At 70.5% G+C, this 18,804-nt stretch carries 19 protein-coding genes; 12 read left to right on the top strand and 7 right to left on the bottom strand.

What is annotated here, in order from left to right:
- The first annotated feature begins 96 nt into the window (after window positions 1–96).
- Window positions 97–225 (top strand): hypothetical protein, encoded by a 129-nt coding sequence (locus tag ABTX24_RS19690; protein WP_350841952.1) that lies wholly within the window; start codon window positions 97–99, stop codon window positions 223–225.
- Between the two features lie 104 nt (window positions 226–329).
- On the opposite strand, the gene ABTX24_RS19685 is transcribed toward ABTX24_RS19690, so the two are convergent.
- Window positions 330–2,810, bottom strand: coding sequence for a DNA gyrase/topoisomerase IV subunit A (locus tag ABTX24_RS19685; protein ID WP_350718064.1), 2,481 nt, complete (start codon window positions 2,808–2,810; stop codon window positions 330–332).
- Between the two features lie 60 nt (window positions 2,811–2,870).
- Window positions 2,871–3,194, bottom strand: a complete 324-nt coding sequence (locus tag ABTX24_RS19680; RefSeq protein ID WP_350718063.1) for a winged helix-turn-helix transcriptional regulator — start codon at window positions 3,192–3,194, stop codon at window positions 2,871–2,873.
- A 41-nt stretch (window positions 3,195–3,235) separates the two neighbouring features.
- Here ABTX24_RS19680 and ABTX24_RS19675 point away from each other — a divergent pair, with 41 nt between their 5' ends.
- The 9 genes from ABTX24_RS19675 (at window position 3,236) to ABTX24_RS19635 (ending at window position 11,030) form a co-directional block, all read left to right on the top strand.
- Complete coding sequence (locus tag ABTX24_RS19675; RefSeq protein WP_350841950.1) at window positions 3,236–3,811, top strand: carboxymuconolactone decarboxylase family protein; 576 nt, start codon at window positions 3,236–3,238, stop codon at window positions 3,809–3,811.
- Complete coding sequence (locus ABTX24_RS19670; protein WP_350841948.1) at window positions 3,808–4,131, top strand: antibiotic biosynthesis monooxygenase family protein; 324 nt, start codon at window positions 3,808–3,810, stop codon at window positions 4,129–4,131. The genes ABTX24_RS19675 and ABTX24_RS19670 overlap by 4 nt, the downstream gene beginning before the upstream one ends.
- An 84-nt stretch (window positions 4,132–4,215) precedes the next feature.
- Entirely contained in the window at window positions 4,216–4,443 is a 228-nt protein-coding gene (locus tag ABTX24_RS19665; RefSeq protein ID WP_350841946.1) for a type II toxin-antitoxin system VapB family antitoxin, read from the top strand.
- Between the two features lie 50 nt (window positions 4,444–4,493).
- Window positions 4,494–7,196, top strand: a complete 2,703-nt coding sequence (locus ABTX24_RS19660; RefSeq protein WP_350718052.1) for a bifunctional acetate--CoA ligase family protein/GNAT family N-acetyltransferase — start codon at window positions 4,494–4,496, stop codon at window positions 7,194–7,196.
- Window positions 7,197–7,229: 33 nt separating this feature from the next.
- The gene (locus tag ABTX24_RS19655; RefSeq protein ID WP_160024207.1) at window positions 7,230–7,814 is read left to right on the top strand and encodes a DUF5998 family protein; all 585 of its coding nucleotides are present in this window, start codon (window positions 7,230–7,232) and stop codon (window positions 7,812–7,814) included.
- A gap of 7 nt (window positions 7,815–7,821) precedes the next feature.
- Entirely contained in the window at window positions 7,822–8,946 is a 1,125-nt protein-coding gene (locus tag ABTX24_RS19650) for an alkaline phosphatase family protein (protein WP_160024206.1), read from the top strand.
- 150 nt (window positions 8,947–9,096) lie between these two features.
- Window positions 9,097–9,723 (top strand): pyridoxamine 5'-phosphate oxidase family protein, encoded by a 627-nt coding sequence (locus tag ABTX24_RS19645; RefSeq protein ID WP_160024205.1) that lies wholly within the window; start codon window positions 9,097–9,099, stop codon window positions 9,721–9,723.
- Window positions 9,724–9,739: 16 nt separating this feature from the next.
- Window positions 9,740–10,375, top strand: a complete 636-nt coding sequence (locus ABTX24_RS19640; RefSeq protein WP_350841944.1) for a CGNR zinc finger domain-containing protein — start codon at window positions 9,740–9,742, stop codon at window positions 10,373–10,375.
- 10 nt (window positions 10,376–10,385) lie between these two features.
- On the top strand, window positions 10,386–11,030 hold the full coding sequence (locus ABTX24_RS19635) for a thymidine kinase (RefSeq protein WP_141794014.1): 645 nt from the start codon (window positions 10,386–10,388) through the stop codon (window positions 11,028–11,030).
- Here the strand turns inward: ABTX24_RS19635 and ABTX24_RS19630 are convergent.
- Together ABTX24_RS19630 and sepH are read right to left on the bottom strand one after the other, a co-directional pair.
- Window positions 11,027–12,715 (bottom strand): alkaline phosphatase D family protein, encoded by a 1,689-nt coding sequence (locus tag ABTX24_RS19630; RefSeq protein ID WP_350841942.1) that lies wholly within the window; start codon window positions 12,713–12,715, stop codon window positions 11,027–11,029. The genes ABTX24_RS19635 and ABTX24_RS19630 overlap by 4 nt on opposite strands.
- A 158-nt stretch (window positions 12,716–12,873) precedes the next feature.
- Window positions 12,874–13,980 (bottom strand): septation protein SepH, encoded by a 1,107-nt coding sequence (gene sepH / locus ABTX24_RS19625; protein ID WP_350841940.1) that lies wholly within the window; start codon window positions 13,978–13,980, stop codon window positions 12,874–12,876.
- A gap of 125 nt (window positions 13,981–14,105) precedes the next feature.
- Here sepH and ABTX24_RS19620 point away from each other — a divergent pair, with 125 nt between their 5' ends.
- On the top strand, window positions 14,106–14,735 hold the full coding sequence (locus ABTX24_RS19620) for a trimeric intracellular cation channel family protein (protein WP_160024201.1): 630 nt from the start codon (window positions 14,106–14,108) through the stop codon (window positions 14,733–14,735).
- 3 nt (window positions 14,736–14,738) lie between these two features.
- Here ABTX24_RS19620 and ABTX24_RS19615 read toward each other — a convergent pair whose 3' ends face one another.
- Window positions 14,739–15,281, bottom strand: coding sequence for a hypothetical protein (locus ABTX24_RS19615; protein WP_350841938.1), 543 nt, complete (start codon window positions 15,279–15,281; stop codon window positions 14,739–14,741).
- A complete protein-coding gene (locus ABTX24_RS19610; protein ID WP_350841936.1) occupies window positions 15,278–17,026 on the bottom strand; it encodes a histidinol-phosphatase in 1,749 nt (582 codons plus the stop codon). The genes ABTX24_RS19615 and ABTX24_RS19610 overlap by 4 nt, the downstream gene beginning before the upstream one ends.
- Before the next feature lie 226 nt (window positions 17,027–17,252).
- On the opposite strand from ABTX24_RS19610, the gene ABTX24_RS19605 reads away from it, so the two are divergent.
- Window positions 17,253–17,897 carry a DUF3159 domain-containing protein gene (locus ABTX24_RS19605; RefSeq protein WP_350841958.1) on the top strand — a complete coding sequence of 215 codons (645 nt, stop codon included), beginning with the start codon at window positions 17,253–17,255 and terminating at the stop codon, window positions 17,895–17,897.
- A 4-nt stretch (window positions 17,898–17,901) separates the two neighbouring features.
- On the opposite strand, the gene ABTX24_RS19600 is transcribed toward ABTX24_RS19605, so the two are convergent.
- The gene (locus ABTX24_RS19600; protein ID WP_350841934.1) at window positions 17,902–18,771 is read right to left on the bottom strand and encodes a LysR family transcriptional regulator; all 870 of its coding nucleotides are present in this window, start codon (window positions 18,769–18,771) and stop codon (window positions 17,902–17,904) included.
- Between the last annotated feature and the right edge of the window lie 33 nt (window positions 18,772–18,804).

Raw genomic sequence — 18,804 nt, 5'->3', positions numbered from 1 at the left:
CCGCAGACCCGACGCTACGCCGCACCACCCTCCACCCCGAAGAGCCCGGCGGCCGGACCCCTCGCGAGCACTGGTTGACAACAGAGGGGAGCCGAGATGTGGGACCTGGACGGACTCGCCTCAGCGTGCGCGGAGGACGGTCGCTATGACTTCCTGCTCACCGCGGCACCGCTGCGGGTCACCGGAGCCGTCGGTGCACCGGTGAACCCCATCGCGCTGCGCTGAGGGGATGGATGCTCACCGAGGTACCTCGGTGAGCATCCACTTCCCTCGTGGAACTCCGCGAGGGAAGCGAGCGCTGACCGAGTCACCTCGGTCAGCAGCCACACCTACCCGGCCGCAACCGGGAACGTGTGAGCCACCGGGCCCGCGACGGCGTCGATCGGCTGCTCCAGCGGGAGCCCGGAGCCGTCGCGGCGTGGGTCGACCTCGGGCAGGTCGATGGGCGCCCCGGAGGCCGCGGCGGCCATCGCGGGAGCGGCGCCGACCCAGGCGAAGACGATCGAGTCCTCGCCCTTGAGGTAGCGGTGCGCACGTACGCCGCCGGTGGCCCGGCCCTTGGCCGGGTACTCGCTGAACGGCGTGGTCTTCACCGAGCCGGTCTCGGTCCCGGGCAGAGCGCTCGACGACCCGGCGACGGTCACGACCGCGGCACCTTCGGGGGCGTCGGGGGAGACGACGCCGAAGAAGACGACCTTGGACCCATGGGCCATCCGGACGCCGGCCATCCCGCCGGCGCTGCGGCCCTGGGGGCGGACGACGTCCGCCGGGAAGTGCAGGAGCTGAGCGTCGGAGGTGACGAAGACCAACGACTCGGTGCCGGTGCGCAGCTGGGCGGCGCCGACCACCTCGTCGCCGTCGGCGAGCTTGATGACCTCCCACTCGTCCTTGTTGAGCAGCACCTCGGGGTTGACCCGCTTGACGACACCGAGCTTGGTGCCGAGCGCGATGCCGGGACCGTCGGTGGCCAGCGTCGTGAGCGCCAGAGCGCGCTCGTCGGACTCCAGCGAGAGCAGCGCGGACAGCGGCAGGCCGCCGGACAGGTTCGGGTCGCCGTGGGTCGGCGGCAGCGCCGGCAGGTCGAGCACCCCGAGACGTACGAGACGGCCGCGGGAGGTGAGTACGCCGATCTGACCGCGCGCGGTCGCCGGGACCACCGAGACGATCACGTCGTGGTTGGCGCGGCCCGAGCCGGTCGAGAAGGGCTCGGCGTCCGAGGAGCGGGCCAGGAGACCGGTCGAGGAGAGCAGCGCGAAGCATGGGTCGTCGGCGACCTCGAGGCTCATCGCCTCGAGCGCTGGCGTGCCGGCGGAGGCGAGCAGGACGGTGCGCCGCGGCGTACCGAACGTCTTGGCCACCTCGCCCAGCTCGTCGGAGACGACCTTCCGCAGCATCTCGTCGTCGCCGAGGATCGAGTCGAGGTACTCGATCGTCGAGCGCAGGTCGTCGCGCTCCTTCTCCAGCTCGATCTTGGAGAACTTCGTCAGCCGGCGCAGCGCCATGTCGAGGATGTACTCCGCCTGGGGCTGGCTCAGGTCGAAGACCGACATCAGCCGCTCCTTTGCCTCCCCGGCGTTGTCGGAGGAGCGGATCAGCTGGATGACCTCGTCGATGTCGAGGATCGCGATCAGCAGCCCGTCGACCAGGTGCAGCCGGTCGGCGGCCCGGTCGCGGCGGAACTGCGAACGGCGGCGGACGACGTCGTAGCGGTGTCCCAGGAAGACCTCGAGCAGCTCCTTGAGGCCGAGCGTGCGCGGCTGCCCGTCGACGAGCGCGACGTTGTTGATCCCGAAGGAGTCCTCCAGGGGCGTCATCTTGTAGAGCTGCTCGAGGACGGCCTCGGGCACGAACCCGTTCTTGACCTCGATCACCAGCCGGGTGCCGTGCTCGCGGTCGGTGAGGTCCTTGAGGTCGGCGATGCCCTGGATCTTCTTGGACTGCACCAGGACCTTGACGCGCTCGATGATCTTCTCGGTGCCGATGTTGAACGGCAGCTCGGTGATCACGATGCCCTTGCGGCGCCCGAACGGCTCGATCCGCGTGGTGGCGCGGATCTTGAAGGAGCCGCGGCCGGTCTCGTACGCATCCCGGATCCCGTCCAGGCCGACGATGGTGCCGCCGGTGGGGAGGTCGGGGCCGGGGATGAACTTCATCAGCGTGTCGAGCTCGGCGCCGGGGTGCTTGATCAGGTGGCGCGCGGCAGCGATGACCTCGACCAGGTTGTGCGGAGCCATGTTGGTGGCCATGCCGACCGCGATGCCGGTGGCTCCGTTGACCAGCAGGTTGGGGATCGCGGCGGGGAGCACGCTCGGCTCCATCTCCCGCGAGTCGTAGTTGGGCCGGAAGTCGACCGTGTCTTCCTTGATGTCATCGGTCATCGCCTGCGCCGCCGGGCCCATCCGGGCCTCGGTGTAACGCATCGCGGCAGCCGGGTCGTCACCGCCGGGGGAGCCGAAGTTGCCGTGCCCGTCGATCATCGGCAGCCGCATCGCCCACGGCTGCGCCATCCGGACCAGGGCGTCGTAGATCGCGCCGTCGCCGTGCGGGTGCAGCTTGCCCATCACCTCACCGACGATGCGGGCACACTTCACGTGGCCGCGGTCCGGACGTACGCCCATGTCGTTCATGGTGTAGAGGATCCGGCGCTGCACGGGCTTGAGACCGTCGCGGGCGTCGGGCAGTGCCCGGGAGTAGATGACGGAGTAGGAGTACTCCAGGAATGAGGACCGCATCTCGTCCCCGATGTCGGTGTCGAGGATGTGCTCCTCGAAGTCGTCGGGGACGTCCTGCTTGGTCTTGCCGCGTGCCATAAGGGGCATTGTCTCGAATCCCTGTGCGAGTCCGCCACCGGGCTCGCCGTAAGAGCACGGTCAGTGGTCTGCCGACCACTCCTTCGCCCAGGCGTCGAGCGGTGTCATCAGGTCGAGCAGGCTCCTGCCGTGGTCGGTGAGGTCGTAGCCGCCGTCGTGGGTGACCAGACCGGCCTCGGCCAGCTCCTGGAGACGGGCGGTCAGCACGCTGGAGGAGATGTCGCCTGCGGCGTGCTGCAGCTCGCGGAAGGTCATCGCCCGGCCGTCGCTGAGCTCCCACAGGACCCGCAGCGCCCAGCGGCGGCCGAGCAGGTCGAGGAGCACCATGATCGGCCGACCCGTCCGGGAACCGCGGACCGGCCGGCCCGGCATCGGTGTCGTCATAATTGCTTTCCTTTCCGAAGCGCCGAGGCTAGCATCCGAGCATGCCTCTGAAATCGAAGCAACCCCGGGTCGCTCCCGTCAGTCCGCCCTACGACGAGGAGACCCAGGCCGCCCTGGACCTTCTCGGTCCGCCGATCCAGCTCTTCCGGGTGATGGCGAGGCGTCCCGGCCTGGCCCACGGAGTGGCCGGCTGGGGCCGCCACTACTTCTCCCGGCGCTCGGCGCTGAACCTGCGCCAGCGCGAGCTGGTCATCGACCGCACCACGGCGCTCTGCGGCGCCGACTACGAGTGGGGCGTCCATGTCGCCCACTTCGCCGAGAAGGCCGAGCTCGATCCCGCGCAGCTCGCCTCGCTCGCCCACGGGGCCCCCGAAGACCCCTGCTGGGTGGCGGCCGACCGAGCGGTGCTGCGGGCGGTGGACGAGCTGCATGCGGACGCTGACATCAGCGACACGACCTGGTCCGCGCTGGTCGACGCGGCCGGCGAGGACGCCGCGGTCGAACTCACCCTGCTGGCCGGCTGGTACCACGCGATCTCGTTCGCCGTACGCGCCCTCCGGCTGCCTCTCGAGCCCGGCACCGAGCCGCTGGACGCCATCGCAGGAGGCCGTCGGTGAGCATCGCGCAGACACCCGAGCCGCCGTACACGGCCGTCATCTTCACCTCGCTGCGCACGCCGACCGGCGAGGGCTACGCCGAGACCGCCGCTCGGATGGAGGAGCTCGCCGCCGAGCAGCCGGGGTACCTGGGCATCGAGTCGGCCCGGGACGGCCTCGGCATCACCGTCTCGTACTGGACCGACGAGCAGGCCGCCCGGTCATGGAAGACGCTCGCCGAGCACCGTCGTGCGCAACAGACCGGTCGCAGCCTCTGGTACGAGGACTACCAGGTGCGCGTCGCCACCGTGACCCGCGCCTACGGTATGAGTGGGCGCTAGCCGGACCGGCCTCTCGTCGCCCATCGGGCGCGTACTCTGGATGGACCAGGACATCAACCGCTGATGCACATGGAGGTGCTGACGATGGCTGTCACCCAGATCGAGCTCGACACCGAGCTGCTCGAGGAGATCCAGCGGATCTCCGGCACGACCACGCCCCAGGAGGCGGTGGAGTTCGCCGTACGCGAACTCGTCATCCGCAATCATGAGGGCGACGCTCCCAAGCACGCCCAGAAGCTGGCGCGGAACTGGGACTATGACGGCTGGCGGGTGCTCAACGAGCGCGACCGCGCCAACGCCGTACGTCACTGATCAGCGGCTGCTGCGCGCGAGAACCTGGGCTCTCCCGCTAGATTTCTCTCGTGACCGCGCAGCAGACCCCGCCGTACCCCTCCCACTGGGAGGCGGACGTGCTGCTGCGCGACGGTCGGACGGCCCACATCAGGCCGATCCGGTCGGCGGACAAGGACCTGCTGGTCGACTTCTACGACCACCGGGTCAGCGACGAGTCGAAGTACTACCGCTTCTTCTCGCCGATGCCGCACCTGTCCGCCCGCGATGTCGCGCGCTTCACCGAGGTCGACCACAAGGACCGCGTCGCCTTCATCCTCACGCTCAGAGGCCGGATGATCGCGGTCGGGCGCTACGACGTGGTCAAGCCCGGCGAGGCCGAGGTCGCCTTCCTCGTCGAGGACGACTACCAGGGCCGGGGGATCGCGCAGATCCTGCTCGAGCACCTCGCCCAGGCCGGGCGTGAGCGCGGAGTCACCAAGTTCACCGCCGACGTGCTCCCCGACAACGCGCGGATGATCCAGACCTTCCGCGACGCCGGCTACAAGGTCGCCAGCGTCTACGAGGACGGGGTCATCTCACTGCAGTTCGGGATCGACGTCACCGACACCGCGGTCGGCCGCCTGGCCCTGCGCGAGCACGAGGCCGAGTCCGCCTCGATCCACCGCTTCTTCAACCCGCGCTCGGTCGCGGTCATCGGCGCCAGCCGGAGGCAGGAGACCGTCGGCCAGGCGCTGGTCCGCAACCTGGTGATCGGTGACTTCACCGGCCGGGTCTACATGGTCAACCCCAGCTCCACCGCGGTCAGCGGCATGCCGGCGTACAAGAGCGTCCAGGACATCCCCGACGACGTCGACGTGGCGATCGTCGCGGTGCCCGCCGACGCCGTCCAGGACGTCGTGCTCGACTGTGCCGCCAAGGGCGTGCACGGGCTCGTGGTCATCTCCAGCGGCTTCGCCGAGACCGGCGAGGAGGGCCGCCAGCGGCAGCGGCGGCTGGTGAACCTGTCCCGCTCCTACGGGCTGCGGCTGATCGGGCCCAACGCGCTCGGCGTCATCAACACCGACCCGCAGGTCAAGATCAACGCGAGCCTCGCCCCGACGATGCCGCCGCGCGGCCGCGCCGGCTTCTTCTGCCAGTCGGGTGCGCTCGGCTCCGCGATCCTGGAGAAGGTCAACAACCGAGGCCTGGGCCTGTCGACCTTCGTCAGCGCCGGAAACCGCGCCGACGTCTCCGGCAACGACCTCCTGCAGTACTGGGAGGAGGACGTCTCGACCGAGGTCGTGATGATGTACCTGGAGTCGATCGGTAACCCGCGGAAGTTCTCCCGCATCGCCCGCCGCGTCTCGCTGCGCAAGCCGATCGTCGCGGTCCGCTCGGGTCGCACCACCCAGGGTGTGCCGATGGGTCACGCGGTCCGCAAGATCAGCGCCCCGCCGGCGGCAGTCGACGCGATGTTCCGCCAGGCCGGGATCATCCAGGTCGACACCCTCGACGAGATGTTCGACGTCGCCCAGCTCCTCGCCCACCAGCCGCTCCCGCGCGGCCGGCGGGTCGCCATCGTCGGCAACTCCGACGCCCTGGGCCTGCTGGCCGCCGACGCCGCCGTCTCGGCGGGTCTGCAGGTCAACAAGCAGGTCCCGCTGCCCACCGAGCCGAGCGCCGAGGACTTCGAGGACGCGCTCGACGCGGCCATCGACGACCCCGAGGTCGACGCGGTGATCTCGGTCTACATCCCGCCGCTCAACGTCTCCGGCGAGGAGATCGCCAACGTGCTCGCCGCGGTGGGGGAGCAGTCCGACAAGCCGCTGGTCACCAGCTTCCTGGGTGCCGAGGGTGTCCCCGAACTGCTCCGTGTCCCCGACGTCGCCGGCTCGACCGCCGGTCGTGGCTCGGTCCCGTCCTACTCCTCGGTGGAGTCGGCCGTACGCGCCCTGGCCAAGGTCGTCGAGTACGCCGTGTGGCTGCGGTCCGCCGACGGCGAGACCCCGTGGCTCAGCACCGACGAGTGCGACCCGCGCACGGCGCGCAAGATCGTCACCGACGTGCTCGCCGCGCGCCCGGCCGGGGGCGACCTGAGCCGCGAGGACCTCGGCATGGTGCTGGCCGCCTACGGCATCAAGCTGTGGAACACCCACAGCGTCAGCACCCTCGAGGAGGCGATCGCCGCCGGCGAGGACCTCGGCTGGGGTGTCGTCCTCAAGGCGACCGTCGAGAGCGTCCGGGAGCGGCCCGACCAGGCCCACGTCGTACGCAACATCGACGACGTCGACGAGATGACCGAGGCCTGGGACCTGATCACCAGCCGGATCCCGCCCGAGACCGGCGGGTTCACCGTGCAGCGCACCGCGCCTCCGGGCGTCCCGGTCGCGATCCGCTCGATGGAGGACCCGCTGTTCGGCCCGGTGGTCTCCTTCGGCATCGCCGGCCCGATCACCGAGCTGGTGGCCGACAAGGCCTACCGGATCCCGCCGCTGTCCGAGCGCGATGCCGCCTCGATGGTGCGCGAGATCAAGGCCGCGCCGATGCTCTTCGGCTACCGCGGCGGCGACATGGTCGACGTCGACGAGATCGAGCGGCTCGTCCTCAGGGTCGCCCAGCTGCAGAACGACCTGCCCCAGATCTCCTCGCTCGACCTCTCGCTGGTCCTCGTCGGGCTCGAGGGATCCGCCGTCCTCACCGCCGGCGCCAGGGTCGACCTGGTCGCCGATCCGCGCTCCGACTGGTTCGTACGCCGCCTCAACCCCGCGGTGGGCGACACACTGCCCGGCTAGGCCACCGTGGGACGCCGTGGAAGGATGGGTGTCATGAGCACCCGCACCGATGATCTCGACCGCGCCGACGACCTGCGCGCCGAGATCGACCGCACCGGCTACTACCCCGAGGTGGTGGCCGACTGCGTCGCCTCCGCAGTGGCCGGAGAGAAGGTGTCCTCCTTCTTCCTGCACCACGAGCCGACGTTCGACCGTGACGAGGTGCGCCGCCACCTCTCCGTGCTGGTGCTGACCCCGACGCGGCTGATCCTGGCCCACACCGACGAGCACGCCGGCGACGACCTCCTGCCCGAGCCCTACACCTCGACCTCGACCGAGGCCGTACGCATCGACTCGGTGAACTCCGTTGTAGTGACACGGATGATCACCAACCCGACGAAGGGATCGAGCAAGCCGGCCGAGGTGGTCATGACCATCGGCTGGGGCGGCGTCAACCGCGTCGACCTCGAGCCCGCGGGCTGCTCCGACCCCAACTGCGACGCCGACCACGGCTACACCGGCGTGCTCACCCCTGACGACTTCTCGCTGCGCGTCTCGGCCGCCGCCGACGGTCACGACTCGGTCGACCGCCTGCTCTCCTTCGCGGAATCGCTCTCGGCTCGCACCCACAGCCGGTGAGGGGCCGGTGACCGGGTTTCTCGCCCCCGCCTACGGGGAGCGCTCACTGGGTGATGTCCTGCCGGCGGTCGCCGCCGCCATGGACGTCCCGTTGGGCACCTCCGAGGCGAGATCCGGTCTCGAGCTGCCGTCGGCCGCTGCGTACGTCGTCTTCCTCGTCGACGGGATGGGCACCAACCTGCTGCGCCGCTACGCTCACGCGGCGCCGTTCCTGGCCTCGTTGAGCGAGAACCAGAAGGACGGTACGGCCGGGGTCCCGTCGACGACGGCGACCAGCCTGACCTCGTTCGGGACGGGGCTGACGCCCGGCGGACACGGGCTGGTCGGCTACACCTCCCGGATCCCGGGCACCGAGCACCTGCTCAACGCGCTGCAGTGGCGCAAGGACATCGACCCGGTCGAGTGGCAGCCCAACCAGACCGTCTTCCAGCGCCTGAGCGAGGCCGGCGTGCCGGTCACCGTGATCAACAAGCGCGTCTTCGGCGGCTCGGGACTGACCATCGCCGCCCACCGGGGCGCGGAGTTCGTCGGAGCCGACCGGGTCGGTGAGCGGATCGCCTCGGCGGTCGCGCTCTCGCGGGTGCCTGGGTCGCTCACCTACCTCTACGACGGCGACCTGGACTGGACCGGCCACAAGTACGGCGTCGCCTCCTCGCCCTGGCTGCAGCAGCTCTCGATGATCGACGCCGAGGCCGAGCAGCTGCGAGACGCCCTGGACCCGTCCGTACGCCTCCTGGTGCTCGCCGACCACGGCATGGTCGACTCGCCCGCCACCTCCCGCACCGACATCGACGACTTCCCCGAGCTGCGCCACGGGGTCGCGCTGGTCGGCGGCGAGGCGCGTTTCCGGCATCTCTACTGCTCGCGCGGCGCCGTCGACGACGTGGTCGCGACCTGGTCGGAGACGCTGGGGGACAAGGCCGACGTGATGACCCGGGAGACCGCGATCCGGCGCGGCTGGTTTGGGCCGGTCACCCCGTCGGTGCTGCCGCGGCTCGGCGACGTCATCGTCGCCTCCCACGGCGAGCACGCGGTGGTCTCGACGAGCCTGTTCCAGTACGAGACGACGCTGGTCGGGTTGCACGGATCACTGACGCCCGACGAGATGCTCATCCCACTGCTGGTCTCCTAGCCCTGTTCCAGGCGCCCCGGCGCGAAAACCTCCGCCGGACGGGAATGCCGGTCGCTGCTAATGGTTACATCATGTATATCCATTAGCAGCGACTCGCTGTTTCCGGACGGAAGGGTTTGTCATGGGTGAGCACAGAGTCGAGGGCCGGCGATGACCGGGCACTACGGGCAGGTCGCGTTCACGCCGCTGGTGGCAGAGCATCAGTCGATCCACGGGAGCGCCGCGGCGTACGCACGCATGGCTGGGACCGACAGCGTGCCGGACCGGATCGGGAGGGGCGAGGCCGCCTTCATCTCGTCGCGGGACAGCTTCTTCCTGGCCACCGTCAGCGAGACCGGGTGGCCCTACGTGCAACACCGCGGAGGGCCGCCCGGGTTCCTGAAGGTGATCGACGAGACCACGCTGGGGTTCGCCGACTTTCGGGGCAATCGGCAGTACATCACCCGCGGCAACCTTGATCACGACGAGCGGGTCTCCCTGTTCCTGATCGACTACCAGCTGCAGGCCAGGATGAAGATCTTCGGCCGCGCGCGGGTCGTCGAGCTCGAGGACGACCCCGAGCTGGTCGACTCGCTGGCTCCGGTCGGAAGCTCGGCGCGGGTCGAGCGCGGGATCCTGATCGACGTCGAGGCGTACGACTGGAACTGCAAGCAGCACATCCCGCAGCTGGTGCCCCTGGCGGCCGCCAGGCACACCGTCGCGGAGCTGACCGAACGGATCAGCCAGCTCGAGGCCCAGCTGGCCGTCGCGCGTGACCACATAACGACTGAGACCTAGACTGACCATTAGATCGATGACGGAAGAGGTGGCCGTGGAGTTGCAGGTGCCCGTGCTGTATCCGACCCAACCCCGGGCCGTACGCCTCATGAACACGATCTGGGCCGAGCGGACCACCGTCCGTGACTCGCTGGAGAGCGTGGCGCATCTCCGCGCCTGGGCAGAGGTGGCGGGTCTCGGGTGCCATCCGGACCTGGACGAGCACGACCATGGCCGGGCTCGGGCGCTGCGGGACGCCCTGCGCCGGCTGGCCGCGGACGTGACCGGCGACAGCCGGCCGCACAGCGTCTCGGAGGGGCTCAGCGCCGAAGCGGCGCTCGCGGTGCTCAACGAGTTCGTGTCCCACTGCGCACCCACCCTGCGCCACGGCCGGCAGGGCGGCTACGAGCGCGGGTGGCGCACCGACGGCTCCGGCCTGCAGCGGGAGCTGAACCTGGTCGCGCTGGAAGGATCTGAGGTGCTGACCCAGCAGGCGCCCCACCAGCTGCGCGCGTGCGGTGGCCCCGGCTGCGTCCTCTACTTCGTGCGCGACCACCCACGGCGCGAGTGGTGCTCCGAGGGCTGTGGCAACCGGGCACGAGTCGCGCGCCACTATCGACGGAACAAGTCCAGCCATGAGGGTCCTGCCACGAGCCGGGGCGCGGACCACTAGGCTTCCGTGAGTGGCTGAGCTGACCTTCTGGACCGGGACGATGGACGCAGGGAAGTCGACCCTCGCGCTGCAGACCAACCACAATCACGCCGCTCGCGGCAGGGTGGGGCTGATCTTCACCGCCCACGACCGCTCCGGCGAGGCGGTGGTCACCTCGCGGCTGGGGCTGACCCACGACGCGATCGAGGTCACCGACGACTTCGACTTCTGGCGCCACGCCGTCGACTCGCTGACCCACGGCGCCCGGATCGACTACATGATCTGTGACGAGGCGCAGTTCTACACGCCCGAGCAGATCGAGGCGCTCGCCAAGATCACCGACGAGCTGCAGATCGACGTCTTCTGCTTCGGCATCCTCACCGACTTCCGCACCCGGCTCTTCCCGGGCGCCGCTCGTCTGGTCGAGCTCGCCGACCGTACGGAGGTGCTGCAGGTCGAGGCGCTGTGCTGGTGCGGCAAGCGGGCGACCCACAACGCCCGCGTCGAGGACGGCGTCATGGTCACCGAGGGCGACCAGGTCGTCGTCGGCGACACCGACGAGGCCCCCAGCGCGGTCTCCTACGAGGTCCTCTGCCGCCAGCACCACCGCCGCCGGCTGACCGCGGCCCGGGCCCAGTCGGTCTCCCTGGTGCCCGAGCCGCTGCCGTTCGGCTAGCGCTTGCCGTTGAGCGTCGGCATGGGCACGTCGGCGTACCTCGTCCCGACGGGGGTGTTCTGGGTGTCGAGCTGGACGCCGGGGCGGCGGTTCTCGACGACGTAGGTCGCGCGGGTGGAGATCGGGGCGCCCGGGCGCTGGACGTACGGCACGACCCGGAAGTCGCTGGAGAGCTCCTCGGGCGTGACCGTGACGCGTACGTAGCCCCGCTGGCTGTTGAAGAACTTCAGGTGGTCGTTGGCCCGCAGCAGGGACTCGCCGCCGGTGGTCATGTCGGCGCCGTCGCCGCCGCTGGCGATGGAGGTGCCGACGAACTCGCTGCCGACGACGGCCGACTCGGGGTCATCGTAGTCGGCCAGCAGGTTGCTGGCGTAGTTGTGGTGGCGGTCTCCGGTGATGACGACGAGGTTCTCGATCCCGCTGGTCCGAGCACCCTCGAGGAGCCGGTTGCGGTTGGCGATGTAGCCGTCCCACGGGTCCATGTAGAGGGTCTTGGCCTCGGTCTCGTCGAGGTCGGTCTCGGCCATCGGCGCCTGGTTGGCGAGCACCTGCCAGCGGGCGGTCGACTGCCGCCAGCTGCGCTGGAGCCATGCCTCCTGCTCGAAGCCCATCATCGAGCGCGACGGGTCGTAGATGTCCGGGGTCAGCTCCGGGCTGGCGGGGTCGCTGCCGTCGGCGTACGCCTGGTCGTCGCGGTACTGCCGGGTGTCGAGCACGTTGAAGTCGACCAGGTCGCCGTAGCGCAGGCTGCGGTAGATCTGCATGTCCGGACCGTCCGGCAGCGAGCTGGCGCGGAAGGGCAGGTGCTCGTAGTAGGCCTGGAAGGCAGCCGTACGCCGCGGCATCCACAGCTCGCCCTGGGACTGGCTCCGCTCCTCGGGCGTCTCGTCGGCCCAGTTGTTCTCGATCTCGTGGTCGTCGGGTGCGACCACGAACGCGTGGGACTGGTGGGCGGCCATCAGGTCCGGGTCGGACTTGTAGAGGCCGTACTGCAGGCGGTAGCGGGCCAGGTCGAGCGTCTCTCCGCTGACAGCGGGGGAGACCGGGGTGTTGCGCCAGTTGTTCTCGGGGGTGACGCCGGACTCGTACAGGTAGTCGCCCAGGTGGAAGACGACGTCGACGTCCTCGTCGGCCAGGTGCCGGTAAGCGGTGTAGAAGCCGTGGCTGTAGAGCGCGCAGGAGGCGAAGGCGAAGCTCATCTGCGAGAGCGAGGAGCCGTACGCCGGGGCGGTCCGGGTGTGCCCCGTCTGGCTGACCTCGCCGGCGGCCAGGAAGCGGTACCAGTAGTCACGGCCGGGACGCAGGCCCCAGACCTCCGGGTGGACCGAATGGCCGAAGTTGGGGGTCGCGGTGACGGTGCCGGACTTCACGACCTTGCGGAAGCGCGGGTCCTCGGCGACCTGCCAGCGGACCTTGACCGGCTCCGGCGGCATGCCTCCGAGACCATCGGCGGCGAGCGGTTCGGGGGCGAGGCGGGTCCAGAGGACGACGGAGTTGGGGAGCGGGTCGCCGGAGGCGACGCCCATGGTGAACGGGTAGCCGGAGAGCGACGTGGCGCCCTTGACGGACACCGCGTCGGCGGGGATCGAGCCGGTGCCGAGCAGCATGGCTGCGGATGCGGCGAAGCCGGTCGTGGCGGTGCTGGAGAGGAGGGAGCGTCGGCTCAGCGAGTCGGGCAGGAGCATCGGGGGGCCTCCGAGAAGGGTGGAAGTGCTTGCCTCCACTCACTTCATCGGGGGCGCGTGAACTGCGCCCGACCCGCTGCCGACTCTGTCGGGTCGGGTCGCCGACGTAACACGGACCGGCCGATGGCCGGTCCGTGAACGGGTTCACACCAGTCGGTTCACTCCGACTTGCCGCCGCCGAACATGATCTCGTCCCAGCTCGGGACCGAGGCGCGCTTGCGGCGCGCAGACGACTTCTTGGCCGGCTTCTGCTGAGCCTCGTCGGGCTGCTCGGACTCGGCAGGAGCCTCGGCGGCCGCGGGCTCGACGACCGTCGGCTCGAGCTCGGGCTCGGCCGGGACCGGCGCCTGCTTGCCGGTCGGGGACTCGTCGCCCAAGAACGCCTCGAGCGGGGTGTCGACATCCACGTGAGCCGTCTTGGCGGCCTTGGCCTCCTTGACCGGCTGGGGAGCCGGGGGAGGAGTGACCGGAGCCGGCGCCTGGACGGGCGCGGCCGGCGCTGCCGGAGCCTGCGCGGCCGGGGCCTGGGCAGGAGGGGTCGAGCTCTGGGCGCGGCGACGCCGCGCGGCGAGCATGTCGTCGGTGATCGGCTCGGGCTCGGGCGCTGCGGCCTCGAGCTTCTCGCCGGTCAGCCAGCGGGCGTCGTCGTTGTCGAGCTCGACGAAGTTGCCCGGGGCGTCGTAGGTCAGCTCGGCGATGCCGGAGCGCTCGGGGGTCTCGTACTCACCGGTGAGCTTCCAGCGTCCGTCGGGGCGCCGGTAGGAGTCCCAGTTGACCGACTCGGGGTCCACGTACATCGTCTGGAAGTGGGCGCTGACCGCCTCGCCCAGGGTGCGGGCGGTGCTGGCGGCCTCACCGGGCCGACGGCGCACGGAAGCCTGCTGGGCGCGCTGTGCCATGTGCTCGCGCTCGGCGAGGACGGGGCCGGCGAAGGCCAAGATCTTCTCGACCGTGGTGCCGGCGACAGCGGCGACCTCCTCGGCACTCTCGCCCGAACGAATACGGGTCTGAATGTCACGGGGCCGCAGGCTGCTGCTCGGGGTCTTGTTCACGGTTTGCTCCGATCGGCGGGTCGACACAGCCTCGAGTGCTGCACGGAGACGGTCGTCGATGTCGGCGGTGTATTCACGGTCCTCGTCATCGACGAGAAGCATGCGTAAACCATCGTCACTGACCGAGATGAGCCGCAGAAGGACGGGTCCAGCCTCATCCGGTGCCTGCTCTTCGAGCTGGCCCGGAGTCAGGGGCAATCCTTCGGCTGACATCCTCTTCTCAATTCTAGATACGGGTTGTGACGACCCTACGCCACGGACCTTCATCGTATGGGGTGCCCATGCCGCGTGGCCGTGGCATTTGGGGTTTTTGGGGCGAGCGAGGCGACCATTTGTCGGTGGAACAGACGCTGACCCTCCTCGTGCTCGACCTGGTCGGGTGCTTCGTCTTCGCGCTCTCCGGCGGCCTGATGGCGGTCCGCAAGGAGCTCGACATCTTCGGCGTGATCGTCCTCGCCTGCGTCACCGGCCTCGGCGGCGGCTTCCTGCGTGACATGGCCATCGGCGCGACCCCGGTCGCCGCGCTCTCCGACTGGCGCTACCTCGTGGTGCCGATGACAGCCGGTCTGCTGACCTTCTACTTCCACCCCGCGCTGGGCCGGCTCGGGCCGATGATCAACGTCTTCGACGCCCTCGGTCTGGGGCTGTTCGTCATCGCCGGGGCGGTCAAGGGGCTCGACTACGGGCTCTCCCCGATGGCGGCCGCGATCATGGGGCTGGCCACCGGCGTGGGCGGCGGGGTGATCCGCGACGTGCTCGCCGGCCAGGTGCCGATCATCCTGCGCCGCAGCGTCTTCTACGCCATCCCCGCCTTCGCCGGGGCCGCGGTCGTGGCCTTCGGCCTGGTCCTCGCGCTGCCGCAGTCGCTGGTCATGGCCGTCGCCTTCGTCGTCTGCGCCGGCTGGCGCCTGCTGGCGATGTGGCGCCACTGGGAGGCGCCGCTGCCGCGAGGCTCCGCGTCGGTCTGAGCCTCAGTGGTCCGAGCAGCAGGGGATCTGGTGGCGCATCTCGAACGGCACCAGACCGGTGGCGGAGCGCTGGACCAGGAGTACGCAGCGCCCCTCGCGCCACACCGGCCGCGCGAAACCGGTGAGATCGAGGGTGTCGCCGGGTTCCAGCGAGATTCCGGCCAGGCCCTCGACGACATCGACGACGCTGTCCGCCTCGACGGCGGCCACCGTGGTCACGGTCTCGATCGTGGTGCGTCCCGGGTAGCGGGCCAGCCGCCCGGCGCTGCGCGCGGCGGCCTCGTCGATCGCGGGGGAGTCGGTGGTGACGTACGCCTCGGGGAGTCGGTCCGCGAGAAGCGCGGTCAGCTCCTCGGCCGTCGGGCCGTCGGGCCAGTCCAGGACGGCGACGAGGCGGCCGGTCGGCTCGCGCACGACATGGGTGCTGATGACGTACGCATCCTCGGGCTGCCCCGCGCCGAGCACCTCGTCCAGGCGATGGACGAGGTGCTCGGCGGCGGCGAGGTCCCGGGCGTCGGCATCGACGGCCAGGCGTCGGGTGGTCATCGAGTCGGGACGACCCAGACCGGGTTGGTGTAGAACCACAGGTCGACCCACGGGTCGGCGTCGCCGACGACGTCGATGGCGGGACCGGCCGGGTCGATGCCGGCGCCGAGGTAGCCGGGCTGGGACCGGTTCGCATCGGTGCCCCGGACACGTACGTAGAACGCCTCCTCGACACGACCGAGGTCGTAGCGCAGTTGGAAGGTGCCGGTGCGACCCGAGGTGTCGGTCTGCTCGATCACCTTCGTGTCGGGCGCCTTCCAGGTGTCGCGGTCGGAGACGTACGTCGGGTCGACCGCGCCCCGGATCACGTCGACCCGGTTGAGGCTCGGGACGAACTGCGACCAGTTCGGTACGTCCTGGGCAGCGATGGTGACGACCAGCGAGATCCGGCTGCCCTTCTTCGCCTTCAGGGTGCCGCCCAGGCTCTCGGAGCCACCGTCGGAGGAGACGACGCGTACGTCGACCGACTTCACCAGCGCGCCGTGGTCGACCCAGACGCGGCCGTTGCGCAGGCCCTTCATGACCGCGCCGTAGCTGCGCTCGGAGGCGCCGACGTGGGTGCGGCTGTAGTAGCCCGGCCAGAAGTCACCGGCGGTGGTGTTCAGGGAGCCGGCGTAGACCGGGTCGCCGTAGCGGCCGTTGGCGTTGAAGGCGGCCGAGTCCGATCCGTCGGGGCGGCGCGAGGTGGTGCCCCAGTTGACGTGGGAGTCGGAGTTGGCGCTGATCGACCACGGCTTGCCCTCGGCGAGCAGCGAGTCCCACAGTCCGCCGACGGTCGAGGTGAACCAGTCGAAGCCGCCCCAGGAGCGGTAGGACTCCGCGGGGTATCCGGGGAAGGAGTTCGGGCCGGCGGAGTTGCCGTAGTAGCCGCGGGCACTGCCCGGGCCGTAGCCGGCGGGCAGTCCTGCCGCCTGGTGGCCGGGCGCGCCCTCCCAGCCGATCGCGATCCGCGGGTCGGCGTCACGCCAGGCCCGCACCTCGTGAGGGCTGTCGATGCCGTTGCGGGCGGGGTGGTTGGCCAGGAAGAGCGCGTCCGCGACGCGGCGCTTGTCGACCTGCTTGCCGAGCCACTGGATGCCGGCGACGGCGAGCGCCTCGTTCTGCGGGGAGTTGCCGCTGGCGCCCTTGACGGAGCCGTCGTAGTCGTTCTCGAACTGCTTGAGCACCGCGACCTCGTTGGCGCCGGGCGCGACGAAGACGGTGCCGTGCTCGGCGGCCGGGATGTTCCACTCCAGGCCCTGGAAGATCAGTGTGTCCTTGAGCACCTTGCGCGCGGCCACGATGTCGGGGTTGACCAGGTCGACGCCGAGCTTGGCGTGGGTCGCGCCGCCGTGGTCGGTGATGACCAGCCAGTCCAGGCCGTACGCGGCGCCGTGCTGTGCCTGGTCGATGACCCGGTACATCGCATCCGAGCTGTACTGGGTGTGGATGTGGTGGTCGCCGGCCAGCCAGTGCCGGATCGTGGCTCGGTTGCCGCTCTTCGCGGTGGCGGTCGTGGCGGTCTCGGCCATCGCCGGGGTCACCCCGGTCATGCCCGCCATCCCGGCGGTCACGGCGCCCGCGATGCCGGCGGCGCGGAGCAGGTTGCGCCGGGTGACCTCGGCGGGACGCAGGTCGCTGTCGGACGCGTCCGAGGAGGCGGCGAGGGTGATCTCGTCGACCTCGTGGGAGTGAGTGTGGTCGTGGCCGTGCGCGTGGTGGTGCCCCTCCGGCCCGTGCGAGTGGGGGTGGTGCTCGTGTGACACGTTGAATCCTCCGCTTGGATAGGGCGTCTCCCGCGTGCCCGAGCAGCGGCGCTCAGAGCAAAGCGGCGCCGGATGGCCGACGTACGTCCACCGGTTGCCCTCCCGGTGAAGTTTTGCCGAGGCGTCAGCCCCGTCGGCCGAGGCGTCGCTCGGGTCGGCCGAGAAGTCACTGACGCCGACCGAGGCGTCACGGATCCTTGCAAGTAAGGCTAGCCTTACTCCCGTGATGACCACCGACCGCCGCAACGAAGACGCCGAGACGCTCGCCGACCTCCTCGGAGGCGCGCGTGGTGCGATCGACGCCACCGTCCCGCCGGTCGCGTTCGCGGCCGGCTGGCTGGTCAGCGGAGAGCTGTGGATCGCGACCGTGGTGGCGGTCGCGGTGGCCGCGATCGTGGCCGTGTGGCAGTGGCGGAAGGGTCGCAAGCCGCGCGCGGTGCTGCTGGGCGTGGCCGGAGTCGCGGTCGCGGCGATGATCGCGCTGCGTACGGGCCGGGCGGAGGACTTCTTCGTGGTCCAGCTCGCCGCCAACGCGGCCAGCGCCCTGGTGTGGGTGGTCAGCATCGCGTTCCGCTGGCCGCTGCTCGGCGTGGTCGTCGGCTTGGTGCTGCGTCAGCGCGGGGCCTGGCGGCGCGACCCCGTCCTGCTGCGGGGCTATGCGCTGGCGAGCTGGGTCTGGGTGTGTCAGTACGTCATCCGGGTCGCCGTCTTCGGCCCGCTGTGGTGGTCGGGCGACGTGGTCGCCCTGGCGATCGCCCGGGTCGCGCTCAGCTGGCCGCTGGTCGCGCTGTGCCTGCTGGTGAGCTGGGTCGTCCTGCGGCGCTCGCTGCCCGAGGACCATCCCGGCCTGCGCCACCCGCAGGCCGCCTGAGCCCTCAGGTCAGGGCGCTGCGGAGCAGGTCGTAGAGCCGCCGGGTGGCGCGCTGCTGGTCACCGTCACGGACCACGAGCGCGAGCCCGGCGCGCACCTCCGCGTCGACGATCGGCGTCGCGACCAGGTCGGTCCCGGCCGCCATCGACTCGGCCAGCACGCAGACGCCCAGCCCGCGGGCGGTCAGTCCGAGCAGCGTCTCCGGGTTGGACCCGGACAGGTCGACCTTCGGTGCCACGCCCGCCCGCGCGCACGACTGCTCCAGGGCCGTACGGATCCCCGTGCCCGGCGGGATGCAGAGCACCGTCTCCTCGTGGAGGTCGGCGAGCCTCGGCCGGGCGCCGGCGAGGCGGTGGCCGGCCGGCGTGATCACAGCGAGCCGCTCGTCGCTGACGGACTCGGTGGCCAGGCCGTCGATGACGGGCCCCGCGTGGGAGATCAGGCCGAGGTCGAGCTCGCCGGCCAGCGTACGTCGCTGGAGGCGGTCGGAGGTGTCCTCGACGAGCTCGACGCTGACCCCGGGATGCTCCCGGTGGAAGGTTGCGACGGCGTCGAGGAAGCCGGGGATCGTGCAGCCGGCGATCATCCCGAGGCGTACCTGGCCGTGGATCAGGTCGCTCAGCTCGTCGGCGCTCTGCCGCACACCCTCGATCGCCCGGATCGCGTCGCGAGCGCGGGGGAGGAGCGTCTCGCCGGCGTGGGTGAGACGTACGTTGCGGGGACCCCGGACGAGCAGGTCATGGCCGAGCTCGCGCTCGAGCTTGGCCAGCTGGGCACTGATGCCCGACTGGCTGACATGGAGCCGCTGCGCCGCGGCCGTGAACGATCCGTGTTCGACGACGGCGACGAAGTAGCGGAGCTGACCGATTTCCATCACCGTTGATGCTAGCAAGCAGCAGAACTATCT

The organism is Nocardioides sp. NPDC127514 (assembly GCF_040302125.1).
Lineage (GTDB): Bacteria > Actinomycetota > Actinomycetes > Propionibacteriales > Nocardioidaceae > Nocardioides.
Note: the sequence above shows the minus strand (reverse complement) of the source record. Positions and strands in the feature narration are given on the sequence as shown.